Here is a 20,612-nt window from a genome sequence, read left to right on the forward strand (position 1 = left end):
CTTCAATTCAGAACGGAAGCATACTCACACCGCCCGTAGGTGAGTTCATTTTTTCTCGTCAGTATATACCATATACCGATTAAAGTCGCTAGAAAATACGTGCTTGTTTTACTTCATATTTACGGGTCTTTGTCACTGAGGAAAAAGTCGTTGAACACACGCTGTGAACACGCCAACTGTTTCCCACATTACCACGCTTACTCTGTCACCCCAAGCTTCTTCATAAGCAAGTCATGACTCTCGTGAATCTCTTCTGCCGTACAGGCAGACTTCAACTCATACACCTTCACTTGTGCACGACGGATCATCGGCAGATAGGCATCATAGAAATTCATATCCTTACTGTGTACATACGGGCACCAGTGATCAGAGAGACCGAGAGTCTCATGAATATGCACCCCTACGATATCATCCATCAGCCCCTGCATTTCTCCCACACTGTCATATAGGCCCATTCGATCCATCATGATGGCATGACCTGTATCGTACCAGATGCCAACCGGGGCCCCTTTGAGGGCCGTAATGATGGTTTTGGCTTCAGCAAGGGTAGGAATCTGTTGTGGTCTGGATCTCGTCTCGATGCCAAAACGGACATCCAGACCTTTGGCTGCCGCCCGATTGCAGACTTCATCCAGACTGGCGATAATTTTCTCCACATACCTCGAACTGAGGGCTTCCCGCCGCTCCATCAATTCAGCCCACTTGCTGCGATACTTCGGTGAATCCGGACCTTCCTCGTTATAGATCTTTCCAAGATCTTTGCTGATATCCTCAGGGAAAGGTACCTCTCCGGGGTGTACAACAACAGCTTCTCCTCCATAACGCTGGGCATATTCAGCCGACTCTACCAGCAATTCGATCGCCCGCTTGCGTTTCACTTCATCTTCGAAGCCGAGCAGGATGGAATCCGTACCATAATCGGGATCAGGGTCATGTGGAAAGGTATTATGGACACTAGAAATTCCGATCTCTCCACGCTCAATCATGGGCTCAATCGTCGTGAGCATCTCTTTCGTTACATTATAATTTAGCTCCACCCGGCGAAAGCCGAGATCTGCAATCTCCCGAATCATATTTTCTCCGACATCATGTTTTCGGATATTCCAGCATGTGGAGAACGAATATATTCCCTTATCTATGTGCTGCATCTGTTTTCCTTCTCCTCCCTCTGGCTAAACTTTTTACACCAGCCTTAGACTCAACCTTTTACCGCACCAAGCATCGCACCGCTGACAAAATACTTTTGCAGCCAAGGATAGACGAGCAGAATCGGAACGGTTGCGAAAATAACGGTCGCGGCCTTGAGACTCTCGGGAGTCAATGGCGTACGGTTAGCACCCTCCATCTGAGTAAGCTCGCTGACCATATTGTTCTGTACCATTTGGAATAACTTCAGTTGAAGCGGGTACAGCTTCGGATCATTAATATACATCAGGGAATCCTGGAACCCATTCCAGCGTCCAACCGCATAGAAAAGAGCTAATGTAGCCAGTACTGGCATGGATAATGGCAGTATGATTTTGAATAGCGTGTGTACATGTGAGCTACCGTCAATTTCTGCAGATTCTTCCAAGCTTTCAGGAATACCTCGGAAGAAAGAGATCAGGATAATCAGGTTAAACGGACTGACCAGTCCAGGCAGAATCAGTGCCCACACAGAATTAAGCAAGTTCAGGTCACGAATGAGCAAATACTCGGGAATGATTCCGCCACTGAAGAACATCGTAATGATGATGACATACATGAAGAGCTTGCGCCCTTTCAATTTTTTCTTCGTTAGCGGGTATGCAGCTGCCAGTGTGAACATCATACACAGGACAGTCGTAGCAATGGTCAGAACAGTCGTGTAACCCAGGGAATAGATCATCGACTGATCAGAGAACACCTGAATATACGCATCCCAATTGAATTCTTTAGGGAATATGGTTACTTCACCTGAAGTAATCGCACGGTTAGAGCTGAATGATATCGCAATCGTGTGCAGAAATGGAGCCAGACAGAATATAACAAACAAGGTGATAAAGGAGATATTAACGATATCAAAAATCCGGTTTGAGGTGCGTTCACTCATATGCGCACAGCTCCTTTACTGATGGTCTATACAAACAAGCCGATTGGCGTCTCTTCCGTTTACCACAACCTACAAAATACCTTCCCCGGTTGTTTTCTTCGAAATATAGTTGGAGCCTAGTACGAATACAAGTCCTACTACGGCCTGGAACAGTCCAACGACAGTTGCCAGCGTGTATTGTCCTGATTCAAGACCGACTCTGTATACAAAGGTACTGAGTACATCGGAATATTCACGTACAGCCGTATTACCAATGATATAAGGCCGATCAAAACCGATGCTGACCATATGTCCAAGATTAAGAATAAGCAGGGTGACAATGGTTGGTTTAATACTCGGCAACGTAATATGCCAGATTCTCTTCAGCCGCGATGCTCCATCGATCTCAGCTGCTTCAAATAATTCCTTGTTGACGCCGGTTAATGCGGCCAGATATAGAATGGTTCCCCATCCTGCACTTTGCCAGACACCTGTGAACAGATACGTTACAAGCCAAGGATTCTTTTCTGTCAAAAATGGTATTGAGTTTAAGCCCATGCTCTCCAGTACACCGTTAACCATACCGGATTGATTACCGAACAATTGGTATACAATTCCCCCGATGATTACCCATGAGATAAAGTGAGGAATGTACAGAATCGTCTGAGATATTTTTTTAAACCATTTGAATCGAACTTCATAGAGCATGATCGCCAGAATAATAGGAGCTGGAAATGAAACGACCAAATCCAGAAAATTCAGCATAAAGGTGTTGCGCAATGTGGTGTAGAAGTCCCGCATTCCAAACACTTCACGAAACGCATCAAAACCGATCCACTCACTGCCACTGATTCCCTGGAACAGGTTAAAGTCCTTAAAGGCGATCTGTACACCGTACATCGGTCCATAACGAAAGATTAAAAAGTAGATAATGGGCAGTGAAATTAGCGCATACAATTGCCAATATCTCTTCAAGTATGTGGTGGTCAAGTCGGTTTCCTCCTATCAACTAAGAAACGGCTGTGCCGCCAAGCCGGCGGCACACGTCCCTTCCAAAGTTATACGGTAACATGCATATCTGTCTTTGATCTTGAAGTGTAGAACTACTTAGTTTGCAGGAAGTGCCTGAACTGCTTCTTCAAGTTCTTTTTTCAGTTCTGTACCACCAAGTGACATGAAATCAGCCATTTCTTTCTCATACACCGCATCAAATTCTGCTGGCTTAGCCATCGCTGTTTTTACGATAATGACGTTCAATTTATCTTTGAGCGCTGTGCTGTACTTCATCTCTGCTTCAATCGGTTTATCGAAAATAATCGGTCCCACTGTATCGGTGTTGGCAATATCAATGGATTGTTTCAGGAGCTCCTGATTATTCTGCGGGAAGCCCAGAATCCATGCTTTTTCATTCGTTGCTTGATCACCAATGTTTTTACCGTTGGAGATAATTGCTGTATCCCCTGCATTGAACAGACGATCCTGTGCTTCTTGGGATGCATCTTCCTTCACAACTGGAATGCCGTCTACCAGATCATAGTTCTCGCCTTCCACACCACTGTAGATATCAATCAGATTGTTGTCAGATGCCATCCAGTCGAGATATTTGATCGCTTCGACAGAACGTTTGCTGCTCTTCGGAATCATAATGTACATACCATTTGTTCCGTAGCGTGACTTGATATGTTTGTTGTCTGCATTCGGATTAGTGTATACATCCACCGGCAATACTTCGCTGCCACTCACATTTTTACGCAAATTATCGAGCGTGCCATCTCCATAGAACATGGCATCCACATCTTCAGACCAGTAACCTACATTACCGTTTTGAATGTCTTTACCTAATTGTGTTTTGTCTTCATCTAAACTGAAATCTTTGCTGATCAAACCTTCGTTGTACAGTTTGTTCAGGAACTGCATTGATTCTTTGAATCCTTCATGCAGCGGTAATTCATAGCGTTGACCATAAGTCAGGTCGCCACTAACCGGCTTGATGAATGAGTAGATGAGCGTTTCGAATTGAGCCGGTGCAAGCGCCATACCCATTGGGATGTTTTTGCTTCCAAGACCGCCAGGATCTTTATCCTTGAACGCTTTCAAAGTTGTATATAATTCATCTGTGGTCTTCGGTGCTGGCAATCCCAGCTTATCGAGCCAATCCTGACGAATGTAAGAGCTGTATCGGCCTGTGATAGCACGTTTACCCGGAACAGCAAACTGTTGCCCTTCCACTTGCCCGAACTTCAAAGTATCTTCGCCCAGGAACTTCTTCAAGTTCGGACCGTACTGATCGATCAACTCTCCAACATCAGTTAATCCACCTTGTTGGGCATATCGATAAAACACGCTTGAGTCATAAACAAAGACAATATCAGGGACATCTGTATTACTAGCCATCAGGACGTTCAGCTTGGTAACTTCCTCAGAACGCTGAACGGGTACAAACTGTACATCAATATTGTTGGGATCACCGAACTTTTCCTGAATCATTTTAGATAGATAGTTGTTCGTAATTGTGTACGGTGAAGGGCTGTTACCACGGTCGAAAATCTCCACCTTTAAGGTAACGCGCTCGCCATTGCCTGATGTTCCACCTTCAGCTGATTCTTCTGATGCTGATGAGCATCCCGCAAGTAAAGAAACGCCCATTACCATCGTAAGCGCCAAACCCATCCATTTCTTCAGACTCCCTTTGGTTGCTTTTCTTGTCATTTTGTCATCCCCTTTGGCTTTGCGTGAATGTTTAAAGCTTGCCCAGAGTATTTCACATTTTTCCACTCCCCTGCAATAAACCACTTTCGGAAGCGCTTACAAACGGATTATGGTTTATATGCTACGCCTATTTTCGCAGACTGATTATATTCCCAAAACGGTGCTACTCTAAGCTTTGATGGCTCTCAAGTCCTCATAACTCGGAACCGCCTGTCTCCATTCGGATAAACTATTTTCACACACTGCCTATATTCGTAAACAAGGAAAATCAGGAATATTAGCTTGTTATCCTGCGAAAACAGTTGCATCAATTTCTCCCAACAGAGAGCTGTTCAACAAAAACAGGGCGAACTTCTGCAAGCCTGCTCTCCTAATGGAAAGTGACTGCATGAAATTCACCCTGTGTTATCCTGATCTATAGATCTCAGAATAAGATCATCATTGCGTTACTTTTCGGGTTCTTGATGTTCTCGTTTCAAACGACGATAATCTCCTGGTGTAATGCCCGTTACCCGTTTAAATACACGTCCTAATGTAATTCCATTCGCATACCCAACTTTCAGGGCAATATCCTGCAAAGAGTAATCGGTATTGAGCAGAAGCTGCTCCGTCTCCTTCATGCGAAGCTCTGTAACAAAATCAACAAACTTCATGTTGAATTCTGTCTTGAACAAATAACTCGCATGTTTGCCCGTAATCTGGAATCGGTCGCTCAGATGTTTCAAGGAAAGATCAGGATTCGCAAACTGTTCTTCAATATAATTTTTCATTTCGTTGACCATGGCTTTGTAACTCTTGGTTTCCGTTACCGCTACATACGTTCGGAACAAGTCCGTCAGACCATCGAACAAAAGACTTTTCACATCCGTAAGCGTCTCTGCCTCTTCCACAGCGCTTAACCATCTGTTGATGTTTTCTTCAGACAGCTCCTCCTGAAGCCCTTCCGACATCATAGCCACCTCTCGGCTAAGCATCTGTAGCATGGCTTGAATCAGAGAACGAATCTCGTCATCCGGCAATTTGTTCTGTTCAAATGCGGTAAAGATCTCCTCCAACTGTTCCCGCCACTGTCCACTCGACATCCGGAACCGCTTAACAAAGTCAGCAATCATCTGCAGATAAGTATAGGTATCCAGCAAAGGATGCTGTGGTTCACCGCAGTCGGCTTGACCGACATCTCCGTTCATCAATAGTTTGCGTTGCATTACCGCTTCTGCTGCCGCATAAGAACTTCGTATCGCACCGATTCCCTGAGCAATAGGTCCAATGCCAAAGCTTAAGGAAATGCGTAGATTTTGTTCCACCCAAGATTTGCATTCCTCAGCTACAACCCGAATCTGACCAGACATGTCCAAGTTGTTATTACTCTGTTCTTTGAACACAAAAAGGATTGCAATTTGATCTACACTAATCCATTCCGTCCAGCATTGTACTCCGGTATTACGTGACAGTTCTTGCAAAACATTCATCAAGGCAAACTTCAACGTATTTTGTTCACCTCTCGTATACCTCTCCTGGAACCCCTTCTCATAACGATTAATCTCTCCAACAACAACGATAAAGCGTGACGATTCATGCACGTCATTCAGTGGAGAGAGCTCTGTTAATTGCTCTTCTGCATTTTCGATGTGTTCACCGTGCAATAGGGCATTGAACAACTTACTGCGCTGCATGAGTATATTTTCCCTGCTTTTCTTGTCATAATCCATCATGTGATTAATCAGATTCTCAAGCACACCGTCAATCATCTTCATCTCATCCGTCCGAGCACCTGAGGATTCAAACGCCCGAATCTGATGAGACTCAATCCGGTTCATGATGATCTGAATGGGTTTATAGTTACGCCGAGTAATATACACGATATACACAATCGCACAGATGACAGTCACAATAGCAATGATTACCCATACATAAGACACGACAGATACCCAGCCAAATAAGTTGCCGGCCTTAATTCCACTGGATATGGTCCAGCCCAGTCTTTCTAGCGACAGCCTATTCAGTTCCTGACCGTCTATCGAGCCCTCCTGGTCCGAGTGTGCATTGTACACAACCTTACCGTCCCGATCCGTAATCGTCAGGAATGAGAGCTGACCATTAACCATACTATCCACACTCTGTTCAATGCTGCTCATCTTGATATTAATAACCAGTGTGCCCTGAGAACCAAAAGGCAAAGGCATGTCCTTGTTCACGGTTAATACGCGAATAGGAGTACGTTGAACAGACTCCGTATCGAATTCCCGGACCGGCTGCCAGCCTGAACCAATAGAACCGGTACCCATCTTGTCAATCCATGCCTTATCCAAGAAACTTTCCGCTTCTCTGGAACCACTTACGGTCACAACATGTTTATTTCGCTTGTCGTATAGATAGATGGATTGAATCCATGAGGACGAATTGGTAAGCTCCCGTAAACTCTGTGCGATTGCATACACGGTGTCCGAGCTGGTCTGGGTTGTGTTATTGAAATAGAGTCTGTATGCCTGCTGACTCTGTACCGTTTCCAGGATGGACAGTTCAATATCCCTGATTGTGCGATCCACCGTATCTATCATATAGCTGGAGGAGATCCGGTCAGCTTTTTTTGTTTCCTCTTTAGAAATATCATTGATGAAAACAAACGCGATGAAGATAAGTATGGTCACTGTAAGAAAAAAAATCGGGAAGTATGAGAACAATAACCGGTAGTACCAATTACGAGACAATAGACCCCACTCCTCACTCCACGATGCCAATGTTCTCAGCCGTGGTTCTACTGTTCAGTATCCGTCCCGCCTTAAGGACTGAACACTACATGATAACGCTATCATAACTGATTTTATGTTATTATAGCACAAGCCTCGGAGCAGCAAAGCAAGAATTGAATTCGTAGAGCCAAAACAAAAAAACCGTGCTGAGCAGACAACAACTCAGACACGGAACAACTCACCTGGCAGCACACCGTTATATCCTCGATGCACTAAATGCCAGAATCCTTAAACAATGTGGCCATGGAGCCACCATCCACAATAATGCGCACGGCGCGGGCCAGCATTGGTGCAACAGGTAACACTTTGAAACATTCAGGGTGGTCATCTGGCAGTGCGATCGAATCCGTAACGACCACCTCTTCAATTGACGGGTGATTCAACTTACTTACTGCTCCATCGGAGAACAATCCGTGAGTTGCACATACATATACGTTTTTGGACCCGCGTTCCTTCAACCCTTCCACAACATTCAGAATGGTCGTTCCGGTGTCGATCAGATCCTCAATAATAATCGGTGTCCGTCCTTCTACATCACCAATGACATGGGTAATCACGGATTCATTATGGCTTGGACGTTTCTTGATCATAATGGCAAACGGAGAATCCAGACGATTGGCCAGCTTCTCTGCCATTGATGCTCGTCCCGCATCAGGGGACACAACGACAGGGTTCTCAATACCTTTGCTCAACAGATAATCACTAATCAGATCCAGCGATGTCATGTGATCAACTGGAATGTTGAAGAATCCCTGAATGGCCGCTGCGTGCAGGTCGATCGTTACCACGCGATTGGCGCCAGCCGTAGTTAATACATCGGCTACCATCTTGGCCGAGATCGGCTCTCGTGGAGCAGATTTGCGCTCTTGACGCGCATAACCATAATACGGAACAATGATGTTCACAGTGCGTGCTGAAGCCCTCTTTGCGGCATCAATCATCACCAACAGCTCGACAAACAGCTCATTGATCGGATGAGACAACGACTGTACCAGAAACACATCACAATTACGGATCGTTTCTTCATAATGAACGTATATTTCTCCGCTCTTGAACCTGGACAGCTTGATCTTGCCCAGTTGTACACCCAGCTTGTCACATACCTGTTCTGCCAGCTTAGGGTTCGATGAACCGGAAAAAATACGTAACGAATGCTGCATAATGCCCTCCCGAGGGTTGAAGCCCCTATATAATCCCTTATCTAAAAGTAACTGTTCAAAAAGACCGGTTTTCAGTACCGAGAAGATGGGATAAAGCTAGAAATGGAGTAGCGGAGCGTAGGAGAAAACTACGTGAGCAACCACAATGTTTCCAGAGGAAACATACTTCGTAAGCATCCACCCATTTCGGCTGAATTCCATATTCGATGCTGATGATGCCTTTAGGCATCCTGCGTAATCAAAAGCGGACTTTTTGAACTACCTTTAAAAGGTTATTTCCTACCCTCATTATACTCCACTGGCTTCTACATTTAAAGGAATGAACGAGCGATGACGGCCTTCAAAAACAGCGACTTCCGTACAGCCCAACTCATGTAAAAGTGCTTCAGCTTCAGGCAAATAATCCCCCAGCTTCAGTGGATCATGCGCATCAGAACCCATCGTTAATGGAATGCCCAATCGAATGGCCTCCGTCAGCATTCTGCGACTAGGGAACATCTCGGCGCAAGGCTTCGATAACCCGGAAGCATTCAGCTCCATGGCGCAGCCACTTGTTGCAATAGCCTGCAGCGCTGCGTTCTCCAGTGAGATACGTTCTTCTATTTGCTCCTCTGAAGGAACATAGCCGAACCGTTTAATGACATCCGTATGGCCCATAATGTCGTACAGACCCGTCGCAGCTGCTTTACTCACGGCATCATAGTACTGACGATATACTTCAAGGATGTCTTTGCCCTCCCAGTGATGGGTCTGGCGAAAATCCGTAATGTCCCATTCCCCGAGGAAATGAACGGAGCCAATCACATAATCCCAAGGATAACGCTCAATGATCGCACGGATCTCTGTTTCCCAGCCTTCAATATAGTCACCTTCCAGACCAACACGTACGTCAATCTGCCCACGGTAACGTTCTTTCAGGGAGAAACACTCCTCTACATAACGCGGCAGTTCATCCATAGGCATCGCCATTTCCGGATAATATTGAGCCGGATCGACATGCAACAATGGCATGTGATCGGACAATCCAATCTGGGATAGTCCGATCTCCACACCACGCTGTACATACTCTTCCAGTTTGCCAACGGCATGTCCACACCGCTCATGATGTGTATGGTAGTCTATACGCACGAAACTCGCCTCCTAATCGCGGCGAGGCCGTTCATGACGGCGGCTCAGCTCTGACATAATGTCGTCCAGTGGCAGCTTGCGCTCTTGTAACAGGACGAGCAGGTGATACATAAGGTCACTGACTTCCAGGCGAAGCTCGTCATTATCTTTATTTTTGGCGGCGATAATCGTCTCGGACGCTTCTTCACCGATTTTTTTCAAAATTTTGTCTACACCTTTATCAAACAAATAGGTTGTATATGCACCCTCAGGGCGTTCACGTTCACGCTCTGCAATAACGGATTCCAGTTCGGCCAATACCTCGAAACGGCTTTCGGAACCTGAACTTGCCGGAGCAGATGCCGCACTCGCTTCATCCGAAGCCTTGTCTGCCGATTTTTCTGGCAAACCAATGATCTCATTATGGAAACAAGTTACCGCACCTGTGTGGCAAGCAGGACCGTTCGGTTTGACCTCAACCAACAAGGTATCACCATCACAATCATATTTCAGAGAAGTAATGGTTTGCACGTTACCAGATGTTGCCCCTTTATGCCACAGCTCTTGACGCGAGCGTGACCAGAACCAGGTTTCACCGGATTCCAGCGACAACTTCAGAGATTCGCGATTCATATAAGCCATCATCAAAACTTCCCGAGTATCCACATCCTGCACGATGGCAGGGACCAAACCGTCACTCCAACGAATGTGTTCCACAACCTGTTCCAAGGACAACTGTTCCTTGATTTCATCGCTCACTTTAGTCACGGATCTCCACCCCTTGTTCTCTCAAATGTTGTTTTAACGCCGGTACGGCGATTTCTTTGTAATGGAAAATCGTTGCGGCCAGACCTGCATCCGCTTTGCCTATGGTAAATACATCATAGAAATGAGATTCCTTGCCCGCACCGCCCGATGCGATGACTGGTATACGCACAGATTCCGATACCGCTGCCGTCAGCTTCAGATCGAAACCGTCTTTTGTTCCGTCCGCGTCCATACTGGTCAGCAGAATCTCTCCCGCGCCCAAGCTCTCAGCCTGTTTAACCCATTCCAATGCCTTGATGCCGGAAGGTTTCCGTCCACCATGTGTATAGACTTCCCACTCGCCCCAAGCTTCGTTATACTTGGCATCGATCGCTACCACGATGCACTGTGAGCCAAAGCGACGTGCACCATCGGCAATCAACTGCGGATTAAGCACCGCGGCTGTATTCACTGCAATTTTGTCCGCTCCTGCCCGGAGAATCCGCTTCATGTCCTCCACCTTGGAGATGCCTCCACCTACCGTAAAGGGAATGGCGATCTCGCCAGCCGTCTGCCGCACGACTTCTTCCATCGTTTCGCGACCTTCTACCGAAGCGGAGATATCGAGAAATACCAATTCATCCGCGCCTTCGCGGTCATATAGCGCCGCCAGCTCTACCGGATCACCCGCATCGCGGAGATTGACGAAGTTGACGCCTTTGACGACCCGGCCGTCCTTCACGTCCAGACAGGGGATGATTCTTTTTGCCAGCATGCTACCTCTTCCTCTCTATCCGAGTATCCCTTACTTATTTACTGCACGTACAGCTTCAGACAGATCGATGCTTCCTGTATACAGTGCTTTACCCACGATCGCTCCACCAACACCATCATCGGCGTGACGACTCAGACGAAGCAGATCATCCATTACACTCACACCACCGGAAGCAATAACGGTCCGTCCGCTTGCCTTGGCTAGAGACACAATCGCTTCCACATTAGGACCCTGCATCATGCCATCACGGGAAATATCCGTAAAGATAAACGTCTCTGCCCCATACGCCGCCAATTCCTTCGCGAGTACCTCTGCCTGTACTTCCGATGTTTCAAGCCATCCGCGGGTTGCCACGTAACCATTACGAGCGTCGATGCCAATTGCCACTTTGTCGCCGTAACGTCCCAGTACTTCCTCTGTAAAAGCACGATCCTCAATAGCCGCTGTTCCAATGATCAGCCGGCTAACACCCAGACCCAGCAATCGCTCTACATCCGCTACTGTACGAAGTCCGCCGCCTACCTGAACAGGTACGTTCACAGCTGAGGCAATGCGACCGATCAGTTCATCGTTAACAGGATGACCTGCTTTGGCACCATCCAGATCCACCAGATGCACATATGTACCGCCTTGTTTCTCCCAGGATAGAGCCACTTGAACCGGGTCATCGTTATACACGGTCTCCTGATTATAATCTCCCTGCACCAGTCTTACACATTTGCCGTCCCGGATATCAATCGCCGGATATAGGATAAAAGATGACATACAAGGCCTCCTGAATATGAATTAGATTTGTACGCTTTCTATAGTTAAGAAGAGATAATTGTTTTACCGTTGTACAGGCGCTCCTGTCAGAGCCAAAAAGTTACCGAGCAGCTTCATGCCAAGCTCTCCGCTTTTCTCCGGGTGAAATTGCATGCCGAAGTTGGATCCTCTGCCTACAATGGCTGTCACCGGATGTCCGTAATCCGTTACCGCCAGCAGATCATCCCTGTTGTCCGTAAGCGCATGATAGGAATGCACAAAATAGACGTGTCCTCCCTCAAGTCCCGCAAACAGCGGGTTTTCCGCATGCAGGAATTCCAGACGGTTCCATCCCATATGAGGAACCTTCAGTTCTCCGGGTGCAAAACGCACCACTTTACCTGGCAATATATCCAGTCCCTCATGTTCGCCATGCTCCTCACTTGAGCTAAACAACAACTGCATCCCCAGACAGATACCGAGCAGTGACTTGGACCCTGCAGCGGCTTCTTTCACAACCGTATCCAGTCCACTCTCCCGCAAATGAACCATCGCATCACCAAAAGCACCTACGCCTGGCAGAATGACACCATCTGCGCCAAGAATCTCTTCCCGGTCACCCGTGACCAGCGCTTCGTAGCCAAGACGTTCGACCGCTTTGCCGACGCTGTGCAGGTTACCCATACCGTAATCGACAATTGCAATCGCCATCGTCTACAGCACTCCCTTCGTGGAAGGCACACCCGTTACACGCGGATCAATCATCGTTGCTTCATCCAGTGCACGTCCCAATGCCTTAAAGATCGCTTCAATCATGTGGTGGGTATTCTGACCATAGTGCACAATGACATGCAACGTAATCCGAGCTTCCAGCGCTAATTTCCACAGGAATTCATGTACCAGCTCCGTGGAGAAACTGCCTACCTGTTGGGAAGGGTATTCTGCACGGTATTCAAAGTGAGGTCGGTTGCTCACATCAATAATAACCTGAGCGAGTGCCTCGTCCATCGGTACAAAAACACTGGCGTAACGCTTAATACCGCGTTTGTCACCCAACGCTTCTCGCAACGTCTGTCCCAGACAAATTCCGATGTCTTCAACCGTGTGATGATCGTCAATGTCAATATCTCCACGGGCCTGTACGTTCAGGTCGAATTGTCCGTGCTTCGTGAACAGATCCAACATATGGTTCAGGAAAGGTACATCCGTTTCAATCGTGGATTGTCCTGTTCCATCTACATTAAAGGCCAATTGAATATTGGTCTCGTTCGTTTTGCGGTCAACCTCTGCTTGGCGCACTGCACCTTTGTTTTCAAATTCCACACCATTATTTTGCTTATCCATTGTCCGATTCCGCCTTTCCTTCCTGTTCTAACCGTACAGCGATTGCACGGGCATGACCTTCAAGACCCTCATGGCGGGCCAACTCTATAATAGCCGCTCCATTCTGCAGCAGCGCTTCTTTACTATAATAGATCAGACTCGATTTCTTGATAAAATCGTCCACGTCCACTGGCGAACTGAATCGCGCCGTTCCATTGGTCGGAATAATATGATTCGGTCCGGCAAAATAATCCCCTACCGGCTCCGAGCTGTACGTGCCGAGGAAGATCGCACCGGCATTCTCAATCCGGCCAGCGTAAGCCATCGGCTCCTGCACCATGATCTCCAGATGCTCCGGTGCGAGCCGGTTCACCACATCGATTCCCTCATCGATGGAATCGACCACAATAATCGCGCCATACTGCTCCACCGAAGCAGTAGCGATATCACGCCGCGGCAGCACTTCAAGCTGCCGTTGCACTTCGCCCTGCACGGCTTCCGCCAGCGCGGCCGAATTCGTGACAAGAATGGCCGATGCCATCTCGTCATGTTCCGCCTGCGACAACAGGTCGGCGGCGACATACACCGGATTCGCCGTATCATCGGCGAGCACCACAATCTCACTCGGCCCGGCGATGCTGTCGATATCGACCGCACCGTACACCTCGCGCTTCGCGAGCGCCACGTAAATATTGCCCGGTCCACAGATCTTGTCGACCGGGGCAATGCTCTCCGTGCCGTAAGCCAGGGCGGCGATGGCTTGAGCGCCGCCAACCCGGTACATCTCGCTTACGCCTGCTTCCGCAGCAGCCACGAGAATGTACGGGTTAATGCCTTCACCACCGTTGGTAGACGGCGGCGTCACGAGAACAATCTCCGGCACGCCTGCCACCTGTGCCGGAATCACGTTCATCAGCACAGACGATGGATACGCTGCTTTACCGCCAGGTACATAGACCCCGACCCGCTTCAGCGGTCGGATGACCTGGCCCAGCAGGCTGCCGTCCGGCTGCCAATCCATCCACGAGTTGCGTTTCTGTTTCTCGTGAAACGCACGAATGTTGGCGGCGGCTTGCCGAATCGCCGTCACAAAGGATGGCTCCACGGCTGCATAAGCCGCCTGCAGCTCTTCCTGCGGCACACGCAATTCCGCGGCCGTCAGCTTCGTGCGGTCCAGCTGCTCCGTGTAACGCAGCAGTGCCGCATCACCCTCACGGCGAATGTCGCTGACAATACGCCGTACCGTTTCATTTTGCTCTGGCGTGCCATACTCCACTTCACGCTTCAGATCAAACTCCCGTGCAGGTACAATTTTCATACGTACAACCTCCTTATCGCCTGTAGTGCCTACCTTATATGGCCGATTTGTTTCTCATTTTTCTCGTTCCTTACTTCTATCGTTTCATTCTTTGGTTATTCCATTTGTATATTTCCCATTCCTTGCTTACAGTAATTTATCCCCGAAGGCTTCCTGCCGATATCTCATTGGATGCCGGTATAACCTGCTGAAGTGCATCACACAAAGCCTGAATCCGTGCATTTTTCATCCGATAGCTTACCCGATTGGCGATAAGACGACTGGTGATATCCAGAATTTCTGTCATCTCCACGAGTCCATTCTCGCGTAGCGTTTGACCTGTCTCCACCAGATCGACGATCCGGTCTGCCAGACCAATTAAGGGCGCAAGCTCAATGGAACCATTCAGCTTGATCACCTCAACCTGCTGCCCCTGCTCCCGGAAATACTGTGAAGCGATCCTCGGGTACTTCGTTGCAACACGTTGCTGAATACCTGGCTTCCAGTCGGGAAGTCCAATCACAGACATACGGCACTGGGCGATTCCCAGATTCAACAGTTCGTACACATCCCGATTTTCCTCCAGCAACACGTCTTTACCAACAATTCCGATATCAGCAACACCGTACTCCACGTACGTTGGAACATCTACTGGCTTCGCCATGATGAATTCCATTCCCGCTTCCGGTACTTCAATGACCAATCTGCGTGTATCATCCACGTCTTCTGGAATATCCAGCCCCGCTTCACGGAACAATTTGGAGGCTTTTTTATAGATTCGGCCCTTCGGCATGGCCACCTTCAGAATATCCGACATCTCAGCGTCCTCCTTCTTCAGATCCGTAAGTAATAACCTGCTCAGCCTGAACAGTTGTTGCTCCAGTAGATACAGCACTTGCTCCAGCCCCGTCTTCAGGAAGAAGGAGTGTCACTACATTTTGTCCCAGACTGCGTAATCTTGCCGCTTCGGTCAGTGCCTCGGCCCGACGTTTCGGGCTATATTGGATAAGTATCGGTTTTTTCTCTTCAATGGTAATACCGTGAACGCCATCAATAATCCGGTTGGTTTTCAGTGCAAACCCTGTTGCTGGCAACGAACGCCCGAATTGTTGTAACAGATTGTCATACCGCCCGCCGCTGCATACCGGAGAACCCAGTTCTGCTGCATATCCTTCAAACGTCATGCCCGTATAATAGGAGAAATCCCCGATCATCGTCAGATCAATCAGTACATGTTCGGATACACCGTACGCTTCCAACACTTCGAATACTGCACACAGATGCGCAATCGACTGTGCTGCTTCAGCGCTTGAACTTAGCTCTACCGCATGTGTGCAGACTTCCTTGCCACCGCGCAGACGCAGGATCGCTTCAAGCTGTTCTTTCAACTTGGGTTCCAGGTTCAATGCTTCGATGGACTGGCGATAGCCGACATAATCACGTCCGAGCAACCCTTCCTTCAATTGCTCCTGCTCCGCAGTTTGACCTGGGATTACTTCCTCCAGTAATCCGTTCAGGAATCCCATATGACCCATCGCTATTTTAAAAGAAGACACGCCCGCTGCCTGCAAAGAGGCAATCGCAAGCGCAACAACTTCTGCATCCGCCTCAGGTGAGTCATCTCCAACCAGCTCCACCCCTGTCTGGAAGAACTCCGCCTCGCGTCCAGCTTCCTCTTCAATCGAACGAAATACGTTCGCATGATAGGACAGACGCAGTGGCAATTGCTCATCTTTGAGCATGGACGAAACGACACGTGCAATCGGAGCCGTTAGATCCGATCGGAGCACCAGCGTAGTTCCCCGACTGTTCAATAATTTAAACAATTTGCGATCCGATGTAGAGCTGGCTACACCTACCGTGTCGTAATATTCAATCGTTGGTGTGATGATCTGACGGTAACCCCAGCGTTCCATACATTCCAGTACATTCCGCTCAATCGTACGCAGCTTGGATACTACATGTGGTGTATAGTCGCGAAATCCGGTCGGTTTTTCAAATCCTTTTGGTTTGGACATTGGTATTATTCACCCCGAGTCAGTAATTTAAGAGTGGTGCTCATGCTATTTCAACAGGATTTATGTAGTGTAAATCCCCATTCTATCTTGTAACCCTGAATCAACGTATTGCTGCAAAAGCTTTTAACTATTGTTTAGTTCAACCTTTATCACGTTTAATTTCTTCAATAATACTTTCACATGGTAAAGTGCTAATAAACTAAAGGATATGGGATATGATAACATGAAATGCGCACTACCGTCAACAATACCGAAGCTTGATTGCCCTTGGATCGGCATCTCGTTTTATATTCGCACCGTTACCCTCCCCCATCGGTATTTATATACGAAAAAAGCTGCCATAAGCAGCTTTTTACTTCAACCCATCTTCTTTCATCACGTTGTGGACTTAATGCACACTACCCTGAGAAGAATCATCCGTGTTAAAGACAGTCTCTTCCGTAGAAGCTGCCGCACGGGATAAGTCACGCAGTGGATTGCCACCAACAAAAGCACCCGGAGCAACATCCTTATGTACGACTGCTCCAGCAGCTACAACCGCTCCATCCCCTATGGTTACCCCAGGCAGAATCGTTGTATTGGCACCAATCAGTACATTTTCCCCGATAATCACCTCACCGAGCCTGTACTCCTTAATGAGATACTCATGAGCGAGAATCGTTGTGTTGTAACCGATGACCGAGTTTTCGCCAACCGTTATTTTCTCCGGAAAAAACACGTCCACCATCACCATCAGGCCAAAGGCCGTATGTTTTCCCACCTTCATCCCGAGCATTCGGCGATAAATCCAGTTCTTCACTGATAGGATGGGACAGTACCGTGACAACTGGATCCAGATAAAATTACGAATGCCCTTCCACGGACTCACTGTCTTGTAGATATGCCAAAGTGCATTCTGGTCCTCTACCGGATAGCGGGTTACTTTTCTCATGAACGACCCGTTTCAATACGGATGAGTTCTAACAAGTCTCTCATGTCGTGCAACATGTGATCGGGGCCATATCCGTTCAGGATTGTTTCTCCTTTAAGAGACCATGCAACCCCCGCCGAGAGTGCACCCGCATTTTGAGCCGATTGGATATCCACCGGACTATCACCAACCATCAACGTTTTAGCAGGATCTGCACCCAGTTCCGTCATTGCTTTCAACACAGGCTCAGCATGTGGCTTCGGATTCGTCACATCAGTCACGGTCACAATCGTCTTCATATATTTCAGTAGGTCAAAACGTTCCAGCACCTTTAATGTAGATGGACGAATTTTGGTTGTGACCACACCCATCACAATGCCAGCCTGATGCAACGCCTCTACTACCTCAATGACATGTGGAAAAGGTCTAACCATCGCTTCATGATGGATATCATTATAGGCACGATAACCTTTCACGTACTCAGAGACTTCCTCTTGTCCAGAAAAGGTACGCATTTGCTGCTCCAGTGTGCCACCCATATGCGGAATGATCTGTTCACGTGTCCATGGAGCTGAATGCTCCCATCCCCCCATGACATGCTGGAATGAGCTGATAATCAGCTCATTGGTATCAATAATGGTTCCGTCCAGATCGAACAATACCGTGTCAATCATGTTGCATTACTCCTTTTTATCATCAACTGGCTTCGGATCATCTTTGGCTGGAGGTGTTACTTTGCTCTCTTTGCCTGCATCTGTTCCCGTATGTTCCATATCATCAGAGGTTACTTTGGATGATACAATCGGATCACTGTAACGAACATCGGCTTTACCTGTCACTCTTCTCACCACTATGAATACAACAGCAACAATAATGATACCAATAGCGAGCAGTTGAGAGATTCTTACGTTGCCATAAGCAGGATCAAGATAGCCTTGTTCGAAGCCCATCACAGTCATTGGAGACCACAGCCCGTTCACTAATGAAGCGACCCATTGCGGAGCCTGGAAGCCCAGACTGTCCGTACGCAAAGCTTCAATGAAGAAACGACCGATAGAGTACCAGATGAAATAGGACATGAACAGTTCACCTGAACGCAGGAATTTCTGACGACGCAGAATCAGCAGCAAGATTAGACCAGCGAGACTCCATACTGATTCATACAAAAACGCAGGATGATGGAATACGCCCTCTACGTTCATTTGATTCACAATAAAGTCTGGCAGATGAAGCTTGTCTCTCAAAAATGATTCTTCCACAGGACCGCCGTAGGCTTCCTGATTCACAAAGTTCCCCCAACGTCCGATCATCTGTCCAACAATCAGTCCAGGCGCACAGATATCGGCCATACGCCAGAAGTTATAGCCTTTACGACGGAAGAAAATAACTGCACAGATGATTGCACCAATAAGGGCACCATAGATGGCGATACCGCCATTCCATATTTTAAAGACATCCCAGAAATTATCCTTGTAATCTTCCCACTTAAATGCGACATAGTAGATGCGGGCACCAATGATGGCAGAAGGCACACCCAGCAGAACCATGTCCATGAACACTTCCTGTGGGATATTGTAGCGTTTGCCCTCCCGGATCACGAGCAGCAGTCCTATAAGTGCCGCGGCACCAAGAATAAGCCCGTACCAGTGAACCTTTAACGCTCCAATAGAGAACGCAATCGGGTTCAACAGTAATAATGTATCCATTCATTCACACTCCTATTTATTCGATCAATCACACGCATGACGAATGGTTGGCATGCCCTGCGCCTCCAGAGAAGCAGTACACGTCAACCATTTATCTTCATTTCCTTGTATAAAATGTTTCTTAATCCATGTCTTCCATATCTTCCGAGATGGTTGCTGTCAGCTTGTTCGTGAATTGCAGTGCAGCATTAAGACCCATCTGTTTCAGACGATAGTTCATTCCGGCTACTTCAATAATAACCGCCAAGTTCCGCCCCGGACGAACAGGAATCGTAACGAGAGGCACATCGGTATCAATGATACGTGTAGTCTCTTCGTCCAGACCCAGACGATCGTATTGTTTATCCTGCTGCCATGCTTCCAGACGTACAACCAGGGTAATCCGTTTGTTATTCCGAACTGCACCGGCTCCGAATAATGTCATGACGTTGATAATACCGACACCTCGAATTTCGAGCAAGTGGCGGATCAATTCAGGTGCAGTACCATGAAGCTGAAAATCTGACGTTTGGCGGATCTCTACCGCATCATCGGCAATCAGTCGGTGTCCACGTTTAACCAGTTCAAGTGCTGTTTCACTCTTACCAATACCGCTACTACCTGTAATCAACATACCAACCCCGTATACATCACAAAGTACACCATGAATCGTGGCAGTAGGTGCTAATTTGCCTTCCAAAAATCCGGTAATCCGGCTGGACAGAATTGTTGTTGCCATATTACTGCGCAATACAGCCAGATCCCGTTCTTCACTGATATCAATCAGCTCTTGTGGGACTTCAAGTCCGCGCGTTACAACGATACAAGGCGTCTCTTCCGTACAAAGACGTTGCATACGATCACGCCGCTCTTGCTCGGGTAACATTGCAAAGAAAGCTAACTCCGTTCTTCCAAGTAGCTGTACCCGTTCTTGAGGATGGTATTCAAAATAACCGGCCATTTCCAGACCAGGACGGTTCAGGTCATCTACCGTAATGACTCTTTTCAATCCGTGAGATCCAGAAACAACCTCCAACTGAAACTGCTGTACCAATTCGGATACTTTCACTTTTTTCGCCATTTGTCTCTTCCTTTCAGCATTCGCTGTACCTCTATGTAATTCAGTTCGTGTATCAGTTCTTTCCATTATTAGCGCATTCACAACATGGGGTACAGAATGCATACCCTTCCAACAGTCGGTTCTCTCAGATATATGAAGACAGACCTTCAAATAATCTTAAATGAATTCCGGGATGAATGCAATCGTAGCCTCCGACAACCATTAGTAAGAAAAAAGCTTCTGATCGAGCACCCATTGGGAATACTACATGGATGGT

19 protein-coding genes are annotated in these 20,612 nt (G+C 47.5%); all 19 read right to left on the reverse strand.

The genetic code is table 11. The annotated features are described in order from the left end of the window. Positions 1-197: 197 nt before the first annotated feature. The 19 genes from MKY73_RS28890 to hprK all read right to left on the reverse strand — a co-directional run bounded on the left by MKY73_RS28890 (position 198) and on the right by hprK (position 20,356). Positions 198-1,148, reverse strand: coding sequence for a TIM barrel protein (locus tag MKY73_RS28890; protein WP_339258233.1), 951 nt, complete (start codon positions 1,146-1,148; stop codon positions 198-200). A gap of 50 nt (positions 1,149-1,198) precedes the next feature. Continuing rightward, on the reverse strand, positions 1,199-2,071 hold the full coding sequence (locus tag MKY73_RS28895; RefSeq protein WP_091038632.1) for a carbohydrate ABC transporter permease: 873 nt from the start codon (positions 2,069-2,071) through the stop codon (positions 1,199-1,201). Between the two features lie 69 nt (positions 2,072-2,140). Continuing rightward, positions 2,141-3,040, reverse strand: a complete 900-nt coding sequence (locus MKY73_RS28900; protein ID WP_215078265.1) for an ABC transporter permease subunit — start codon at positions 3,038-3,040, stop codon at positions 2,141-2,143. 117 nt (positions 3,041-3,157) lie between these two features. After that, positions 3,158-4,759: an extracellular solute-binding protein gene (locus tag MKY73_RS28905; protein ID WP_339304871.1), complete on the reverse strand. Its 1,602-nt coding sequence runs from the start codon at positions 4,757-4,759 to the stop codon at positions 3,158-3,160. 446 nt (positions 4,760-5,205) lie between these two features. After that, the gene (locus MKY73_RS28910) at positions 5,206-7,467 is read right to left on the reverse strand and encodes a helix-turn-helix domain-containing protein (RefSeq protein WP_339304872.1); all 2,262 of its coding nucleotides are present in this window, start codon (positions 7,465-7,467) and stop codon (positions 5,206-5,208) included. A gap of 254 nt (positions 7,468-7,721) precedes the next feature. Next, positions 7,722-8,669 (reverse strand): ribose-phosphate pyrophosphokinase, encoded by a 948-nt coding sequence (locus tag MKY73_RS28915; protein ID WP_036616184.1) that lies wholly within the window; start codon positions 8,667-8,669, stop codon positions 7,722-7,724. Positions 8,670-8,957: 288 nt separating this feature from the next. Then, positions 8,958-9,797, reverse strand: a complete 840-nt coding sequence (gene hisJ, locus MKY73_RS28920) for a histidinol-phosphatase HisJ (protein ID WP_339304874.1) — start codon at positions 9,795-9,797, stop codon at positions 8,958-8,960. A gap of 12 nt (positions 9,798-9,809) precedes the next feature. Next, positions 9,810-10,535, reverse strand: coding sequence for a bifunctional phosphoribosyl-AMP cyclohydrolase/phosphoribosyl-ATP diphosphatase HisIE (hisIE, locus tag MKY73_RS28925; protein WP_339308791.1), 726 nt, complete (start codon positions 10,533-10,535; stop codon positions 9,810-9,812). Position 10,536: 1 nt separating this feature from the next. Continuing rightward, the gene (gene hisF / locus MKY73_RS28930; protein WP_339304875.1) at positions 10,537-11,298 is read right to left on the reverse strand and encodes an imidazole glycerol phosphate synthase subunit HisF; all 762 of its coding nucleotides are present in this window, start codon (positions 11,296-11,298) and stop codon (positions 10,537-10,539) included. 30 nt (positions 11,299-11,328) lie between these two features. After that, the gene (gene hisA, locus MKY73_RS28935; RefSeq protein ID WP_047841450.1) at positions 11,329-12,063 is read right to left on the reverse strand and encodes a 1-(5-phosphoribosyl)-5-[(5-phosphoribosylamino)methylideneamino]imidazole-4-carboxamide isomerase; all 735 of its coding nucleotides are present in this window, start codon (positions 12,061-12,063) and stop codon (positions 11,329-11,331) included. A 63-nt stretch (positions 12,064-12,126) separates the two neighbouring features. Next, positions 12,127-12,753 carry an imidazole glycerol phosphate synthase subunit HisH gene (hisH, locus tag MKY73_RS28940; protein WP_339304877.1) on the reverse strand — a complete coding sequence of 209 codons (627 nt, stop codon included), beginning with the start codon at positions 12,751-12,753 and terminating at the stop codon, positions 12,127-12,129. 3 nt (positions 12,754-12,756) lie between these two features. Next, complete coding sequence (hisB, locus tag MKY73_RS28945; RefSeq protein ID WP_339304878.1) at positions 12,757-13,386, reverse strand: imidazoleglycerol-phosphate dehydratase HisB; 630 nt, start codon at positions 13,384-13,386, stop codon at positions 12,757-12,759. Beyond that, positions 13,379-14,683 (reverse strand): histidinol dehydrogenase, encoded by a 1,305-nt coding sequence (hisD, locus tag MKY73_RS28950; RefSeq protein WP_339304880.1) that lies wholly within the window; start codon positions 14,681-14,683, stop codon positions 13,379-13,381. The genes hisB and hisD overlap by 8 nt, the downstream gene beginning before the upstream one ends. 136 nt (positions 14,684-14,819) lie before the next feature. Continuing rightward, positions 14,820-15,479, reverse strand: a complete 660-nt coding sequence (hisG, locus tag MKY73_RS28955; protein ID WP_339304881.1) for an ATP phosphoribosyltransferase — start codon at positions 15,477-15,479, stop codon at positions 14,820-14,822. Position 15,480: 1 nt separating this feature from the next. Further along, complete coding sequence (locus MKY73_RS28960) at positions 15,481-16,680, reverse strand: ATP phosphoribosyltransferase regulatory subunit (protein ID WP_339304883.1); 1,200 nt, start codon at positions 16,678-16,680, stop codon at positions 15,481-15,483. A 388-nt stretch (positions 16,681-17,068) separates the two neighbouring features. After that, complete coding sequence (locus MKY73_RS28965) at positions 17,069-17,611, reverse strand: DapH/DapD/GlmU-related protein (protein ID WP_339258225.1); 543 nt, start codon at positions 17,609-17,611, stop codon at positions 17,069-17,071. Next, positions 17,608-18,264, reverse strand: coding sequence for a pyrophosphatase PpaX (gene ppaX, locus MKY73_RS28970; protein ID WP_339238995.1), 657 nt, complete (start codon positions 18,262-18,264; stop codon positions 17,608-17,610). The genes MKY73_RS28965 and ppaX overlap by 4 nt, the downstream gene beginning before the upstream one ends. A 6-nt stretch (positions 18,265-18,270) precedes the next feature. Continuing rightward, a complete protein-coding gene (lgt, locus tag MKY73_RS28975; RefSeq protein ID WP_339304885.1) occupies positions 18,271-19,296 on the reverse strand; it encodes a prolipoprotein diacylglyceryl transferase in 1,026 nt (341 codons plus the stop codon). Between the two features lie 121 nt (positions 19,297-19,417). Further along, the gene (gene hprK, locus MKY73_RS28980; protein WP_091011999.1) at positions 19,418-20,356 is read right to left on the reverse strand and encodes an HPr(Ser) kinase/phosphatase; all 939 of its coding nucleotides are present in this window, start codon (positions 20,354-20,356) and stop codon (positions 19,418-19,420) included. Between the last annotated feature and the right edge of the window lie 256 nt (positions 20,357-20,612).

It is taken from the genome of Paenibacillus sp. FSL R5-0519, from assembly GCF_037974275.1.
Lineage (GTDB): Bacteria > Bacillota > Bacilli > Paenibacillales > Paenibacillaceae > Paenibacillus.